Source organism: Luteolibacter pohnpeiensis (genome assembly GCF_016595435.1).
GTDB lineage: Bacteria > Verrucomicrobiota > Verrucomicrobiia > Verrucomicrobiales > Akkermansiaceae > Luteolibacter > Luteolibacter pohnpeiensis.
The window spans coordinates 107,723-123,261 of sequence record NZ_JAENIJ010000008.1 but is presented as its reverse complement, the minus strand read 5'-3'; the positions used below and the strand labels follow the sequence as shown (position 1 = coordinate 123,261).

Genomic DNA, 15,539 nt, shown 5'->3' with positions numbered 1-15,539 from the left:
ATCAGCAGCTCAGTGTTCGAGCATGCTGAGAAACTCCCTCAACGTGTTCGGCGTTACTGGTTTGGCCGCATGACCATCGAATCCAGCCTCTGCAGAACGTTGCCGGTCCTCCGGCCGATCCCAACCACTTAGAGCAATCAGGATGACCTCACTGTCATCCTTGCGGATTTCCCTCGCTGCCTGATAGCCGTCCATTTCCGGCATTCCGAGATCCATGAAAACGATATGAGGCTTGAACTCTTTAGCCAAGCTCACCGCGCGCTTCCCATCGTAAGCAGTTTTCGATTCGACGCCTTCGCTTTGCAGAAACATGGCCAACATGTCAGCAATGCTCTTGCCATCATCCACCACCATGGCCCGGGCTGAATGCAGCTTCTCGGCATCGACAATCAACTTTTCATCCTGCTGTGCCGTTTTGATTTCACCGCCTTCCAAAAGAGGTAGTGACACTGAAAACTCACTGCCCTTCCCTGCGCCTTCACTAAAAACGGATATCGAGCCGCCATGCATCTCCACCAGGTTTTTCACCAACGTCAAACCGATGCCCAATCCGTTCTGCCGGCTTGAATCAATCTGTTCGAACATTTTGAAAATTCGCTCCTGTGCATCCGCAGTGATCCCTTCTCCATTGTCTCTAACGGATATTTTCACCCAGCCTTCTTCAGGCACCTCGGTGCATAGCTCGACCCGACCATGGGCAGGTGTGTATTTGGCCGCGTTCGAGAGCAGATTCGAGATGACCTGTGAAAGGCGATGGCGATCGACATCTACCACCATGGATTCATCGACGGGGACAAATACCAGTTCATGATGTTGAGCATCGATCAAGGGACGTGATGCCTCGACCGCCTCATCCAGCACCGATGCCAATGTGACTTTCTCACGCTTCAGGGAAATCTTGCCGGTATTGATGCGCGATACATCTAACAAATCATTGATCAAATGAACCATTTGCCCCATCTGGCGACGCATCATTCTTGCCAGCTCAGTGACCTGATCAGGACAGCCTTCGACTGAATCGACCATGTCCAATCCCATCAAAATCGGGGCGAGTGGATTTCGCAACTCATGGGCCAATACCGCTAAAAACTGATCTTTATTTCTATCAGCTTCTGCCAGTGCCTGATTGCGATGAGCCAATTGTTCATTTGCGATTCGCAGGCGTGTTTCACTCTCGCGGAGTTCTTCCCTTTGGCGAGCCAGCTCAAAAAACGTCGCCGCTTTGGTTAACAGATTTCCCGGATCAATCGGCTTCGGTAAAAAGTCAACGGCACCGGTTTCATAACCTCGAATCCTCCGATCTTGATCGACCACACCTGCGGTTAGGAAAATGATGGGAACATTCCGGGTCCGATTTGTTCCGCGCATGATCTCCGCCAGTTCGAATCCGCTCATCCCTGGCATTTGCACGTCCAAAAAGGCCAATGCCACATCATGGGCCAGCAAAAGCTCCAGTGCTTCAGGGCCAGATCGAGCCTTGAGCACCTCCAGGCCATCGCGCTTGATCAACTCCTCCAGAGCCAAAAGGTTGGCTTCCAGGTCATCCACGAGCAGAAACTTGATTTTTCGGTCTGGGGTCATTTCAAAATATCAACGATATCGGCCGATAAAATGGCCGCGATTTCATCAAGACGCAAGGAACGTGCATCCGGGCAAAGATCAAGCGCAGCCAGAGGCATCGTCTGGCCAGCGGCTGTTTCCGGATCTTGAACGAGCGCTTTTCCTCCGGCCAAGCAGATCGCACGCAATCCTTTGGCACCATCGGTGCTCGCACCGGTCAGCACGATGCCAACCAAACGATCTCCATAGGCATCTGCAGCGGAATCGAAGAGGACATCAATGGCTGGACGTGAATAAAGGACCGGTTCCTCATTCGATAGCGAAAGGCTGAAATCATTTTCCACCAACAAATGATAATCCGGCGGGGCGAAATAGATCACTCCACCCTGAATCGGTTCCTTATCCTCCGCTTCTTTCACGGGGATCCGGCAACGATTCGCAAACAACTCCGGCAAGCCGCTTTTACGATCTCGCGCAACGTGAACAACAACCAAAACCGGCAAGGGATACCCCTCCGGCAACACGGGCAAGATTTCCGAAAGCGCTTCGATCGCGCCCATCGAAGCCCCTATCACGATGCCGCCAGGCGGAGGAATGGAGGGTTCAATCGTCATACTCCCTCCCCCTCTTTCTGATAGATTCTTTCTGATAGATCGAACTCACTGAATCGATCTGCAAGAGATGAAAATCGCAGACTTTCCTTCGAACCCAGACCAAGAAAACCACGACGGACGAGCGACTCATGGAATAAGCCGACCACGCGGTTCTGCAATTCCCTGTTAAAATAGATCAACACGTTGCGACAGGAGATGAGGTGGGTTTCCGCAAACACCGCATCCGATACCAAACTGTGATCTGAAAACACGGTTCGCTCCCGCAAACTCTGATCAAATTTCGCCCGTCCATAGCCAGTGGTATAATATTCAGATAACGATGACTTCCCGCCTGACTTTCGGTGATTCTCCGTGAAAAGGGCGATACGGTTGAGATCATATACTCCGCTTTCCGCCTTTTTCAATGCTTCCGTGTTAATATCCGTTGCATAGAAAATCGTCCGACTCTCCAGACCTTCCTCGCGAAATAAAATGGCCAAGGAATGAAGTTCTTCGCCAGCGCTGCAACCTGCGACCCAGACCTTCAGAGACGGATAAGTCCTCAAATGTGGCACCACTTTTTCCCGGATTGCCCGGAAATACTCGGGATCACGAAACATATCACTCACCTGAACCGTGAGAAATGGCAACAACTGCGAAACCATGGTCGAATCATGAAGCGCCAGGTGTTGCAGTTGCGAGTAGCTCTCACAACCGAAGTGATCCTTCGCCTGAGCCAGACGGCGTTTCAGCGATGCCGGCGAGTAGTTCCGAAAATCGTAATGATACTTCCGGTAAATCGCTTCTAAAAATAGCGATAACTCGATCTTCTCCGTTTCTGACACTTCGCTACTCATCGCGGCATCCAGACCCGGATCAGGGACAATAGTTTTTCAACGTCCAGCGGCTTCGCCAGGTAATCATTCGCGCCTGCTGCAAGGCATTGCTCTTGATCACTTTTCATTGCTTTGGCTGTCAGGGCAATGATCGGAAGTTTGCTCCACTCCCTCCGCTTGCGGATTTCACGCATGGCGGCCAAGCCATCCATCTCCGGCATCATGATGTCCATCAATACGAGATCAACCGCTGCTTTCGGATCCTTCGCCGCACGATCAAGCGCATCCACAGCTTCCCTTCCGTTTCGAGCAATTTGCAGCTTCACTCCGCGGCCTTCCAACAAACTGGTAAGCGCGAACACATTTCGGACATCATCTTCCGCCACCAAGATTCGGCGTCCTTCCAATGCGGCATCGCGATTGCTTGCTTTCTCAAGCATGCGTTGTTTCTCGGGTGGAAGATCTGAAACCACCTGGTGAAGAAATAGCGAAACTTCATCTAACAACCTCTCGTGTGATTTCGCGCCCTTGATGATGATTGACTTGGAATACTTGCGCAGCCGTTGCTCTTCCATTCCTGACAATTCACGCCCGGTGTAAACGATCACCGGGGGGAATGAATACGTATCCTCCTGACTTAACTTCTCGAGCAATGAAAACCCGGATTCATCAGGCAAGCTGAGATCAAGCACCATGCAGTCAAACGAAGTGCTCTTCAAATGCTCAAGGCATTCCGCCGCCGTACGTGCGCCAAGAGTTTCGACATCGCGGGAGCCTAACAACTCACTCATGGCCTCCATTTGCACCGGATCATCTTCGACGACCAAGACACGTCGCATTTTTTGCGTCAGGCGCTGTTCCAGATTACGGAATGCCAGGGCAAGTTCTTCCCGCTTTACTGGCTTCAACATATATCCAACCGCGCCCAGAGCCATCGCGGTTTGAGTGTAGTCACTGGCAGAAACAACGTGGACAGGAATATGCCGGGTTTTGGAATCGCTCTTTAATCGTTCCAGAACAATCAGACCGGAATTGTCGGGTAATCCGACATCCAGGACGATGGCACTCGGCAAATGGCCACGAGCAAGCACCAGCGCCTCCTCCGCACTGGTTGCGATGATGCATTGGAAATCCATCTCATGAGCGAGATGATAGATGATCTCCGCAAATGGCCGATCATCCTCAACCGCGAGAATCAGTGGGCGACTGCCGTTGAGTGTTTCACGATCGTCCGGCACTACGCCAAATTCCGCAGTTGGGAGAGTTTCAACCGGCTCCTCGGATTTCAAGTTTGCTGTCGGCGGTTCAACTTTTCTGTGGTTTTCCAACGGAAGCAACGCGTCGTGGACGTCGAGTGAACTCTCGAACTTCTCCGGAAGAGTTACGGTGAAAGTCGTACCCTTTCCTGCCTCACTTACCAAATCGATTTCTCCGCCTAGCAAGCGTGTTAGATTGCGGGAAATGGAAAGCCCGAGTCCGGTTCCGCCGTACTTTCGGCTTGTGGTCCCATCACCTTGGAAGAATGGATCGAATATCGCCTGTTGCTGCTCCGACTCGATGCCGATGCCCGTATCACTCACGGCAAATGCAATCTGATCACCGGGAGTTCGGGAGATCCGCAACGCAACCGAACCGCTTTCGGTGAATTTCAGCGCGTTTGATAGCAGATTCTTCAACACCTGCTCCAAGCGCTGCCGGTCCGTGATCAGACTGTCAGGAACCTGCGGACCGATTTCAATTTGGAAGCCGAGGGATTTCTGGGTGGCCACTGGTTCAAAGACATCCTGCAGGGTATTGACCAAACGATCGAGCTGCATGCGCTCGGGATGTATTTCCATGTGACCGGCTTCGATTTTGGAAAGATCCAAGACGTCATTGATCAAGACCAACAAATCATTGCCGGAAGACTCGATGGTCTGGGCGAACTTGATCTGCTCATCGGTTAGATTCCCATTGCGATTTTCCGCCAAAAGCTTGGCAAGGATCAGGGATGAATTGAGCGGCGTGCGCAATTCGTGAGACATGTTGGCCAGGAAATCCGACTTGTAGCGGCTCGCACGCTCCACTTCCCATGCCTGCTTCTCAAGAGCTTCCTTGGCATTGACCAGATAGCGTTTTTGTTGTTCGAGCATCTGCGTTTGCTCCTCCAACTGGACATTGTTTTGCTCCAACTCGGTTTGCTGCAGTTCCAGTCTGGACTGGGATTCCATCAGGGCACGGGATTGTTCCTCCAGCTCTTCATTGGAAACCCGGAGTTCTTCGCTTTGCGCCTGCACTTCCTCAGACTGCTGCTGAGTTTGCTCTAACAACTCACGCAATCTCATGCGATACTTCACCGAACGGATCGCTACCCCGATGGATGATTCCACCCGTGCCAGCAATTCCTTGTCACTTTCCTGAACCGGTTTGAAGAAGCCCAGTTCCAACACCGCCTTCACCTGGCCTTCCACATGTATCGGCATGACCAGCAAATGGCGTGGTGCTGATTTCCCGAAGCTCGAACCCACGGAAAGGTATCCATCAGGAACATCGCTGACGACGAAGCACTGACCATCTTTGACCGCCTGGGAGAGAACGCCGTCACCCTTTGAAAATGTTTTTGGAACCGAATCCACCGCCGCCGCATAGGTCGAAACGCGATGAAACTCCGTGCCATCCTCCACAAACATCGCTCCAGCTTGGGCATCAAGATATCCGCAAAGGAATTTTAGAATCCCATCGCCAAGGGCATCCATCCATTGCTCTCCCACCAGCTTGATACCCAGTTCCGTCTGGCCTGCACGAAGCCAGTTTTCGCGGCGTGAGACCAAACGCGCTCTGATGAAGATCATCCCAATCGCCGAAACCACCCATAGCGTCAAAATGCAAAAACTACGGTTCAATTGGACCATCTCGGGATTTGGCCCCACCGGCGTCATGATGTAATTCATCAAGATCAGCGTGGTGGAAATAAAACCCGCAATGATTGGCAATAAAGGCCGCCAGGAAAAGAACGTCAGAACGACCGGAACCAGAAAAAGGATGAAGACCGCGATACCCGGGTCCGAAAAGAAATCCACCACATAGACCGCTGCAAGCGTAACCCCGGCAGCAATGAGGGCAATGGGGGCGGACTGAGTTTTGAAGCGATTCATAGATTCACGGTTTCTTGCCGCATCGTGCCTCCTTCGGGCCGATGCGGTCAAGAAGTGCGGAATCTACGCCATGATTCACAATCTGCATCCAATTTCGCCGCGAAATTTGACATCGGTGAGGCACTCACCATTTCGCGCTCTTACAGACGTCCGGCAGCTTTGATGTCCAGATAGCGATTTGCCAAAGCGACCGCGAAATTTTGTGCGGTTGAGTCTAATGACAAGACACCCAAAGCGCCCAATTCCCGCAGGATTTCCTCCCGTTCACTCATGTAGCGACCGGCGGCGAGATATTTCAATGCATCTGCAAACGACTCGACGGGACTCTCCACCGAATCGGAAATCGATCGCTCTTTCAAGCTGGCAAGCAGAACCAAATGTTTGGTCTTCAAGACCTGCATCGCTGGGACCAATTCCTTGCCGTCTTCACCACGAAGGTTCGTCATCACGATGACCAAGGATCGTCTGCGCTGGCGAGCCATCAGTTGCTCCACAGCGCCCGCGAAATCGCTGGGTGCCGCGGTGGTCTGATAATCGTAAAGGTGATTCAGGAGGACGGGCATCGCATGAGCTCCTTTGACCGGTGGAAGCCAGCGCTCGGTGCCGCCGAATGATTTCACCGCGACCTGATCCCCTTGTTTCAAAGCAATGTGGGAAACCAGCAAAATGGCATTCAGCGCGTGATCGAATTGCGGCAGATCTCCATCCATGGCTCTCATCCGGCGGCCTGTATCTAACAGAAAGACCACCGATTGATTGCGTTGTTCCTGGAAATCACGACTGATCAAAATCTGTCTGCGCGATGTCGCCTTCCAATCAATTTGCGAGAGCGGATCTCCATCGCGGTAATCGCGTAGTTGATGAAACTCGCGGCTGGTACCTGCCAGCGAACGGTGCACGATGCCAAGCGGGTTTTCACGATTCGCCATCGCCAGCAATGCAAACCGAATCACCGGCTCATAGTTCGGATAGACCCGGACGGTCTGAGGTTCCAGATGGTAGGTCTTCCTCGCCCAAAATCCGATCGGCGAGGTCCGTCTAACATGAACCGGGCCAAAGACTTTTTCTCCACGTTCGAACAACCGCACAGGATGAAAAATCCGCGCTTCACCGCCGACTGGTATCACTCCCCCCCACGGCATTCCTGTGGCCGTTGCCCCTTGTGGGACACCGTCAAAAATCTCAACCTTAGCGATCCATTTACCGGAATTTTTCAGAATCAATCGGACTTCGCCAGCCTCGCCCAGAGCGAACCTCCCCGGCAGCCGACGCTCCACTTTCATGGGAGCATAGGCAAGAAGCAGAAGACCATCGATTAACAAAAGACCGCCGAACACCGCCCCCAATCCCATCCAGACGATCGCCGCTAACGGGTTCAACACGGCAATCACGGAAACGATCAACCAGACCGTCGCGAGGCCGAGCCATTTTGATGTTGGGCTCATACTCAAGGGCGCTTTTTCCGTCGGATTGGTGGATGGTGGTTCATGCCCGATTACTGCCGTGGTGCGGGAACGCTATCCACAATCGCACGCAGAACTTCGTCGATGTCCTGGCCGCTGATCGCCACTTCAGGTGTCAATTGAACCCGGTGCCGCAGCACAGGGAGTGCGGCTTTTTTCACATCATCTGGCACCACATAATTCCGTCCATCCAAGGCCGCAAAAGCCTTGCCGATTTTAACCAAACTGATCGCACCGCGCGTTCCCGCTCCCAGTCCGATCGACCTTGCTTCCCGCGTTGCTCTTGCGATTGCGACGGCATAGTTGGTCACTTCCGGCACGACCTGCACCGCAGCAGTCGCCTGTTGCGCGGCGATGATTTCCTGCGGTCCGCAGACGGCTGTTGAGTCCGCTGATTGAGCGCCAGGAAACTCAGCTGCAGCCATCTCGACGATCGAGCACTCGGCTTCCCGATCCGGATAATCGATCAGGACTTTCATCAGGAACCGGTCGAGTTGCGCCTCCGGCAGAGGATACGTTCCTTCATGCTCCACTGGGTTCTGGGTTGCCAAGGTCATGAAAGGCGGCTGCAGACGCATGGTTTCACCATCAATCGTGACCTGGCGTTCCTGCATCACTTCCAACAACGCGGCCTGAGTTTTCGCGGGGGCACGGTTGATTTCGTCCGCCAGGAGGAGATTGGTAAAAATCGGACCGTGGCGGAGTTGGAACGTCTGGCTTTTCATGTCAAACAGCCGGAAGCCGGTGACATCCGATGGCATCAGGTCCGGGGTGAATTGAATTCGTGTCGAGCTGCCGCCAAATGCCTTGGCTAGTGTGGTGACAAGATAGGTTTTCCCGAGGCCAGGCTTGCCTTCCAAAAGCACGTGACCACCTGCCAGCAATGCCGCCAACACCTGGTCAATCACCACATCCTGCCCGATAATGACGCGCCGGATTTGATCGCGGATGCGATGGATCAGTTCAGCCAGGCTGTTGACAGGTGGATGGCTCGGGGTTTCAGGATTCAAGTCTTGTGTCATGTTAGAAAATTCAGTTCAGCACTTTTGAAAGTTGTTGCAGGTCCGCCGTAGTCCGAATCAGCACGGCCGAATCTGAAGGAGTGGTTTCGGACAATGCCCGCGCCACGCGGTCGCGGCTCAAGCCTGCGCGATCTGCCAGCCATTGAAAAAAATCGTCATCGCGGTGACCAGCTTTCAGACTCCAGTGCTGGCCGCGCTCTATGATCTGTTCGCGGAGCGGTCTGAGCAACGAAACCGCCTTTTCGAGACGCCATTGGAAATCGCCCAAGGCTTCCAGATGATGATCGTAGCCCCGCAAAGGCGACGGCGCTTCCGCCGCTTCCAAGGGCCCGAATCGGCTGAAATTTTTCCACAGCCAAAGGACCACCAACACCCCGAGGCCGATCAACACTGGCCATAAATACTGCAGTAACATTCGCCAGAGTGAAACCGCACCCCCGCGAAGAAAAATGATACTTCCTGAACGGGATGCATCAATCATTGCCTTCAACAAAGCGGCGTGATCCTTATCACCAATCCACCGGTTGCGGAAAATCCGAGCATCCGTCACCACGGTAATTCTGCCACTTTCCAAAGGCACACTGGCAAAATATCCAGCCTTTCCTCCATTTGACGAAACCACCGAAGTCGAGTCTTCAGCAACCTCGAATTGAGCACCACGGAACTTTACCCGATCCACAGCCTCTGCGACGTTTCCGAATGGTTTCAACTCGATTCCCGATCGATCGAGCATCTCTAGAAGTGGATCGGACAATTTAACTTCGTTGCTGTAGAGGCTCCAATCATTGGTTGAGCCATCGGCATAATTCACCAGCACCACCAGATGGCCACCTTCGCGAACCCATTGTTCAAGGGGGCGCGTGTATCCCTCGTTCGAGAGTGATGTCGCCGGGACCAGACACATCGCATCGCTCCAGTCCGGAGTTGACCAGGAAGACAGCGACTTCACCTCATCCGCGTAGGCCTCTGAAAACCGCTGCGCGGCAAGCCAAGGATTCACCCTCGCTTTCCCCTTGTAGCCAGTCTCCACGGTCACTTCCTTATATTCGCAACCGCACAAGAAAAGCAGAAGCCCGCCTGCAATTGCATAAATCCATGCCTTCATGCCCGCCTCCTTTCCGGCAGCGCCTGGAATGGCCAGCTGCTACACAAAGTTCCCACCTCAAGATCTGCGGGAGCGGTACCCGCATACGCCATTCTCATCCAAGTATGAGTCAAGCTCCCGAAGTAATCCGGATGTGCGACAGCACCGGCATGGCGTACCCGTTCAAGACAATCTCCCTCGGTATCCGATTCCTGAATTTCGACATGGGCCAACACCATGACTTTTGAAATGGCTCCACGGTAAAGCAATCCGAGTGCTTCTTGGCGCAATCCACGCTGCCACAAAGCCATGACCGCTGCCGGAATATCATCCGGTAAGGATTCAGGAGTAACTTCCATTCCCATCACCACTCGCGCCGAGGGTACGGTCGCGGAAGTTGAGGCAATTCCACCCCGGTAGATAAATGCGTGTCGGAAACGCCAGATCACCCAGGCCAAAAAGCAGATCACCAATCCTAAAAGCGAATAGAGGAACAATGGAATGATTTCGGGGGGGATCGACCCAAAAATATCTTCCAACCAACTCCGGCGGGTAGATGATTTTTTGGGCTCTTCCTTGGGGATTTTACGCGTTATGGTATGCACCTCAAAATCCGGATTCGATTTGATCTCTCGGATCACTTCCGCAGGCGGAGGGTTCCCAACTGTCATGCTCTGGGGGCGTGCTGAGGAAATGGCAGGAAGAATGAAGAAGAACAACACCGCCGCTCCGGCTGCAACTTTGCCAAGCCGCTGTCCCAGGCGTTTGAACGCCAACTCAACATCCCATCCCTCGATCCAAGTACGATTGTTGACGTAGATTCCAAACCCCGCTCCGGTTAGAAAAAGATCCACGAGTGACATGGAGAGGATCGTGGCAAAGGCAACGGTGCGCATCACCAGTAGCGGAATCACAAACGGCTCATCCGAAGACCACGATTGCATCGCCTCTGTCCAGGGCGCGTCCTGACCAGATGGCAGCATGATCGCCCCGAGCCCAATCAGGCCGATGGCAAACCAGGCGGTTGCCAAGTCTGCTGATAGAAAAATCCATGTCACAGCTCCATCCCCGCGGCGAGAAAGCTGCCGTGCCCGCATTTTATAATGCTTTCCCCGTAGTCCTTCCAAATCATCCACCGCAAGTGTGATTGGAAGCCAGGGCGACAAGCGACCGAAGCCAAACCTGAAAAAGAGACGGCGAACCCATACCCGAGGGACTTCCCTCCAGATAGATTTCCAACTGGGTTTTTCCCCAAACAGCCGCCGACTGAGCTCGAACAACACCATCCGCGAACCAGCTGGCTTAAACCACCAAATCAAGGCGAGATACAGCGCAGGGTGATCCCACAACAACCAGCCAAGCACCGCAATGGGAATTCCCAACGCCATCCACCACAGAATCAGGCAGCGCCAAAAATGACGCCGGACCATCGCAAATCCAAGATCCACCGCCTCCCAATCGCTACGGGGGCGGATTTCCGCAGTAACCTCATCCAACCTCATAACCGCGGTTCCTCCCAACTAACAATAGATACGCGCTTACCAAAACCCACCCCGTGGCACCCACACCGTATTTGATATTCGAGGGGATCTCCTGAGCTGACCAAAAACCTTCAACCACCGCAGCCATGGCTGTCATGACAGCGGCGCCATAGATCAAGGGAAGCGATCGCTTGGTCGCTTCGACCAATGCCCGGACGCGCGGCAATCGCCCGGGATTCAGGATGGCCAACCCCACCCTCATGCCGGCCATTCCAGCGACAATCATCCCTAACAACTCAAACGAGGAATGTCCGATTACAAAGGTCCAGAATGACTCAGGATTGCCAACCTGATTCACATATCCTGCCGCAGCTCCCATGTAGACCCCATTGAACAACAGGAAAAATAAGGTTCCGACGCCTGCCGCCATGCCGCCCGCAAAAATCCGGAAATCTATGCCGACGTTGTTATAGATGTAGAAACAAAACATCATGAAGTTCGATCCATACTCGGACCTCAAGTGGGCGATTTGTTGTTCCTTGCCGCCATACATTTGCTCCATCGACGCCATGCCAGCTGGTCCGAGGACGGATTGAATCCAGGACATATCGTGCTTCGCCGAAAGTATCATTGCGAAAAACGGCAACCAAAAGACCAGACTGCACAGCAGGAAAAGCCGCCACTCACGCCTTACCGCACATGGAAATCTCCAGGTTACAAATGAGACCGCATGTTCAAAGCCCCCTCTTTTGCCACGGTAGATGACGTTGTAACCTCGAATTACCAGACCATTCAGACGCTCATGCAGGCGATCGCCATACATGCGTGACTCGACCAGTGAGAGGTCGATGCAAAGCTCACGGAACCGACGTGGAAGCTGATCCGCGTGCTCGTTCGGCTTTCCAGATTCCAAACCGGCCACCAGTCGTTCGTATTCCAACCAACGCTGTGAGTTTTTGTGTTCAAAATCACCCGGTGTCATTTCGTCTCCACTCCCTTCCACTTTTCGACTTTGGCCACGGGAGCATCACTGCGACGCTCCTGCACCCAGTGCGCCATCGCCATCAATCGATTCACACCAGCAGTTCCCGCTACTCCGCTAAGGCTGACGATTTGATCCGCAATTTCGACCCGGCGACCTTCCGACCAAAGTCCGGAACGATCCCTGAACATGATCAAGGCTCGCGTTTCATCTGCCGAAAGACCCACAGGCAATGGGATCGCCGCCATGGGAGGTGGTGACGCGATCACCGGCATGGCCTGCAACCGATCATAAACCACCACCGTTCCGGCAGCCAGATCACCCAATCGCTGAAAACGCTTGGAGGACAAGCAGCTCGCGACTCCGAATCCATAAGTGAATATCGGCATGGCATCGATGAATCGCATGAAATTTCGAACCATCGCCTGGCCAAATGTAATGGGAGAACCGTTTGCCTGGATCACACGCAGCCCCATCATCCGCTTGCCGGGTGTCGCCCCCCAGGCTCCGGCTTCGAAGATCACTGGATAAAACCAATCCATCAAAAACCAAACCAGCAAGCCGATGCCGCTGATCACTCGGCCGCCCAGTGCGACACCAGCCCAACCGAGGCAAAGTCCGATCACAAACAACGCCAGGATACGGATCAATAAATCCAACATGAATGCCCCCGCACGAACCATGGGTCCCGCCATTCTAAGACGAATCTCGACGCCTTCCGCGAGTTCAACAGATTGCAAGGTGTCCAGCTTCTCCACGACCATCATTCTCAATCGGTGGCTGCAGACTAAGTGGAATCTGTGGCACGTAAAGAAATCTCGAAACCGAAAACATCGAGGCAACGCATACCATGATCTTTCGAACACTCAGGATCGGACGATTCACCTCGGTGGATTATAGCCCATCATAAAGTGCCTCAATCATCTCCACACATTTTTGTCCCGGCATGACACTCAGCTCCATCTGATTCATCACGTAGGCAAAGGAAATGCCGGTTTCAGGATCCCCGAAGCCATGACTGCCACCTGCTCCAGGATGACCGAAGGCTGCTTGATTCTTCCCATACAATCGGCGGATTTTTTCACCATCCACTCCCACTGGATCCTTTTGACAGCCGCAGGTAAAAACGGTGGGACGCAGCAAGACCCGGTCCTCGGCAGCACTTTGCACCGTCGCCAACGCCAACCGAACTTCAGTAGACAGCGGGCTTTCCAGAGCACCGATTGCCGCCTGATAGAATTTGGCCAAGGCGGACGCGGTGCCAATGCCCCCCATAGAGCAAATCCCTGCCGACCACGCCTTGGGATCGTTCATTTCCTGCACGGAATGCAATCCTCGCGGGGAGGAAAATGCCCGCCTTGTCAGGGTTCCCTCTTGGTTGAACTCTCGATAAAACCCTTCTTCGAGATCACTTTTCGCAGCTTTCCCGGGATACAGCTTGGCAACCCGGGGCCAATATTTCTCAGGCAAGCCGATCCAGAAATCGAGATTCAGAGGGTCGCCAATTTTCTGCCGCCAATACTCACCCAGAGGCATGCCGGTGAGCCGTCTAACAGGTTCTTCTAACAATGCTCCGAAAGTCCTCGGATGATAGCCATGACCATGGCCTAACTGCCAGGCCGGTTCCTGCTCTTCAATCGCGGCCACGACCGCTTCATGATCCCATACGCTGGCTCTCTGATCCAAGGCTGGGAGTCCGCATTGATGGGATAACAAATGGGCAAAAGTCGCTTCCGCGACGGGAAATCGCGACCATACTTCACGAACCCGCGACGACGGATTCAACCCGGCCGATTCCAAAGCGACCAGCAAGGTGGCTGCGGCCGGTCCCTTTGTTGCGGAATAGACAGGCACCATGGTGGCCGAATCCCAGGGCCGGAGCTGTTCTTTTTCGCACCATCCGGCACTTTCGCTCAGAAGTTCGATCCCATTCCACCAGATGCTGATCGAGGCACCCAGTTCACCACGTTCCCGGAAGTTCCGCTCGAAAACCTCCGCAATCTCACCCAGCACTGATGGAGCTACCGCCATGCAACGGCTTTGCCGATCCTAGCTCTTCTTGCAATCCTGAACTTGTTTCGTCTTCTGCAGAACGCCGGGCCATCGCCGGATTTGCGGACCATTCTTCGATCAATCGGAATGCAACCGCAAGCAATGTCGGCCCAAGGAAAACCCCTGCCAGCCCGAATGACAAAGCACCGCCAATCACGCCACAGAAGATCAGCGCAAATGGCATCTTGCTGTTCGCGCTGATCAAATACGGCCGCAAAATGTTATCCACCCCGCTGATTCCGAAAATGCCCCAAACGAGCATGAAAATGCCCCACCCTGGAGTTTCCTGGGAAAACAGCCACAGAGCAGCAGGAATCCAGACCAGCGGCGGACCGAACGGGATCACGGCGAAAAAGAAAGTTAGACCAGCCAACAGCACCGGCCCCGGCACCCCGGCAATCCAAAAGCCAAGCCCTGCCACCAACGCTTGGGCCAATGCCGTGCCGATGATGCCATACATCACCCCGCGCACCGTATCACCTGCTACCTGAAGCAGTCGGCGCCCCCGCCAGCCGGCCAGCCGATCCACAGTCACGCCGAGACGTTCCGAGAGAACCGACGCATCCCGCAAAAGGAAAAAGGTCAAAAACGCACTGATCAGCACCTGGCTGATCCCTTGTAACAAGGTCACTCCTACACTCAGAAGCCAACCTCTTGCCCAAGCGATGATCTTGCCCAACAAGATCACCATATTTGTGGAATGCGGGCCATCCGCGGCATCATCGGGTGCCTCCTCACTTGCCACTTTGGGCGCGATAGGTTCTACCGGCGGCGCATCCTTCAAAATCGGATCTTCGCCGTCTTCGACGACGATTTGCGGACGCGGTGCATTCTCCTCCACATGAGAGGCGCGCTCCAAATCGTCCATCCAACGTTTCTGACCTGCGGAAAATTCCGACCAGTAGGTGGTCACCTCGTCTCCCACGACGGGTAAATTCGCCAACCACTCCGGTGGATTTGCCGGCGGCGTGGAAAACCACTTTTTGGTCGCTGTGGCCAATGATTTCCCGTCCTCAGCCACGCTGAAGCCGATGACTGTCAGTGGTCCGGCCAGGGTCACGGTTAACGTCAGCGTTACCAAACAAGCCGCCAAAGTGCGCGAACCGCGAAACCAGCGGGTAAACCGCTTCTGCAAAGGGCTCAGCGAATAAGCGAGCACGATCGCCCAAATCACGGCCGAAAGGAAGGGTCTGAGGACCAAAACACATCCCAGCAACAATAGAAACAGCGCCAATCCACCAAGGATTGGCTCCACTTTGATCCGACTCCGCTTTTGACCGAACTCCATCTCGTTGCCTGGGATGATACTCGCTCAACGAACGAATCTCCAGA

The 15,539-nt window shown here is 53.9% G+C and carries 12 protein-coding genes; all 12 read right to left on the bottom strand.

Going from position 1 to position 15,539, the window contains the following annotated elements; all coding sequences use genetic code 11:
• Window positions 1-9 precede the first annotated feature (9 nt).
• A complete protein-coding gene (locus JIN85_RS07170; protein ID WP_200269097.1) occupies window positions 10-1,581 on the bottom strand; it encodes an ATP-binding response regulator in 1,572 nt (523 codons plus the stop codon).
• Window positions 1,578-2,174: a chemotaxis protein CheB gene (locus tag JIN85_RS07165; RefSeq protein WP_200269095.1), complete on the bottom strand. Its 597-nt coding sequence runs from the start codon at window positions 2,172-2,174 to the stop codon at window positions 1,578-1,580. The genes JIN85_RS07170 and JIN85_RS07165 overlap by 4 nt, the downstream gene beginning before the upstream one ends.
• Window positions 2,171-3,010, bottom strand: coding sequence for a CheR family methyltransferase (locus tag JIN85_RS07160; protein WP_200269093.1), 840 nt, complete (start codon window positions 3,008-3,010; stop codon window positions 2,171-2,173). Before JIN85_RS07160 ends, JIN85_RS07165 begins: the two co-directional genes overlap by 4 nt.
• Window positions 3,007-6,123, bottom strand: a complete 3,117-nt coding sequence (locus JIN85_RS07155; protein WP_200269091.1) for a response regulator — start codon at window positions 6,121-6,123, stop codon at window positions 3,007-3,009. The genes JIN85_RS07160 and JIN85_RS07155 overlap by 4 nt, the downstream gene beginning before the upstream one ends.
• A 140-nt stretch (window positions 6,124-6,263) precedes the next feature.
• Entirely contained in the window at window positions 6,264-7,568 is a 1,305-nt protein-coding gene (locus JIN85_RS07150; protein WP_200269089.1) for a DUF58 domain-containing protein, read from the bottom strand.
• 50 nt (window positions 7,569-7,618) lie between these two features.
• On the bottom strand, window positions 7,619-8,608 hold the full coding sequence (locus JIN85_RS07145) for an AAA family ATPase (RefSeq protein WP_200269087.1): 990 nt from the start codon (window positions 8,606-8,608) through the stop codon (window positions 7,619-7,621).
• 10 nt (window positions 8,609-8,618) lie between these two features.
• Window positions 8,619-9,713, bottom strand: a complete 1,095-nt coding sequence (locus JIN85_RS07140; protein WP_200269085.1) for a DUF4350 domain-containing protein — start codon at window positions 9,711-9,713, stop codon at window positions 8,619-8,621.
• Window positions 9,710-11,194 carry a hypothetical protein gene (locus JIN85_RS07135; RefSeq protein WP_200269083.1) on the bottom strand — a complete coding sequence of 495 codons (1,485 nt, stop codon included), beginning with the start codon at window positions 11,192-11,194 and terminating at the stop codon, window positions 9,710-9,712. Before JIN85_RS07135 ends, JIN85_RS07140 begins: the two co-directional genes overlap by 4 nt.
• Window positions 11,181-12,176: a stage II sporulation protein M gene (locus tag JIN85_RS21305; RefSeq protein WP_200269081.1), complete on the bottom strand. Its 996-nt coding sequence runs from the start codon at window positions 12,174-12,176 to the stop codon at window positions 11,181-11,183. The genes JIN85_RS07135 and JIN85_RS21305 overlap by 14 nt, the downstream gene beginning before the upstream one ends.
• Window positions 12,152-12,922, bottom strand: a complete 771-nt coding sequence (locus JIN85_RS07125; protein ID WP_200269080.1) for an RDD family protein — start codon at window positions 12,920-12,922, stop codon at window positions 12,152-12,154. The genes JIN85_RS21305 and JIN85_RS07125 overlap by 25 nt, the downstream gene beginning before the upstream one ends.
• 127 nt (window positions 12,923-13,049) lie before the next feature.
• Window positions 13,050-14,186, bottom strand: coding sequence for a serine hydrolase domain-containing protein (locus tag JIN85_RS07120; RefSeq protein WP_200269078.1), 1,137 nt, complete (start codon window positions 14,184-14,186; stop codon window positions 13,050-13,052).
• A complete protein-coding gene (locus tag JIN85_RS07115; RefSeq protein WP_200269076.1) occupies window positions 14,158-15,462 on the bottom strand; it encodes an AI-2E family transporter in 1,305 nt (434 codons plus the stop codon). Before JIN85_RS07115 ends, JIN85_RS07120 begins: the two co-directional genes overlap by 29 nt.
• Between the last annotated feature and the right edge of the window lie 77 nt (window positions 15,463-15,539).

What these genes read in the sequence shown, in the direction of transcription:
- JIN85_RS07155 (WP_200269091.1), bottom strand. Translation starts at nt 6,123, where the DNA reads ATGAATCGCTTCAAAACTCAGTCCGCCCCCATTGCCCTCATTGCTGCC.
- JIN85_RS07125 (WP_200269080.1), bottom strand. Translation starts at nt 12,922, where the DNA reads ATGATGGTCGTGGAGAAGCTGGACACCTTGCAATCTGTTGAACTCGCG.
- JIN85_RS07160 (WP_200269093.1), bottom strand. Translation starts at nt 3,010, where the DNA reads ATGAGTAGCGAAGTGTCAGAAACGGAGAAGATCGAGTTATCGCTATTT.
- JIN85_RS07135 (WP_200269083.1), bottom strand. Translation starts at nt 11,194, where the DNA reads ATGAGGTTGGATGAGGTTACTGCGGAAATCCGCCCCCGTAGCGATTGG.
- JIN85_RS07170 (WP_200269097.1), bottom strand. Translation starts at nt 1,581, where the DNA reads ATGACCCCAGACCGAAAAATCAAGTTTCTGCTCGTGGATGACCTGGAA.
- JIN85_RS07145 (WP_200269087.1), bottom strand. Translation starts at nt 8,608, where the DNA reads ATGACACAAGACTTGAATCCTGAAACCCCGAGCCATCCACCTGTCAAC.
- JIN85_RS07165 (WP_200269095.1), bottom strand. Translation starts at nt 2,174, where the DNA reads ATGACGATTGAACCCTCCATTCCTCCGCCTGGCGGCATCGTGATAGGG.
- JIN85_RS07140 (WP_200269085.1), bottom strand. Translation starts at nt 9,713, where the DNA reads ATGAAGGCATGGATTTATGCAATTGCAGGCGGGCTTCTGCTTTTCTTG.
- JIN85_RS07120 (WP_200269078.1), bottom strand. Translation starts at nt 14,186, where the DNA reads ATGGCGGTAGCTCCATCAGTGCTGGGTGAGATTGCGGAGGTTTTCGAG.
- JIN85_RS07150 (WP_200269089.1), bottom strand. Translation starts at nt 7,568, where the DNA reads ATGAGCCCAACATCAAAATGGCTCGGCCTCGCGACGGTCTGGTTGATC.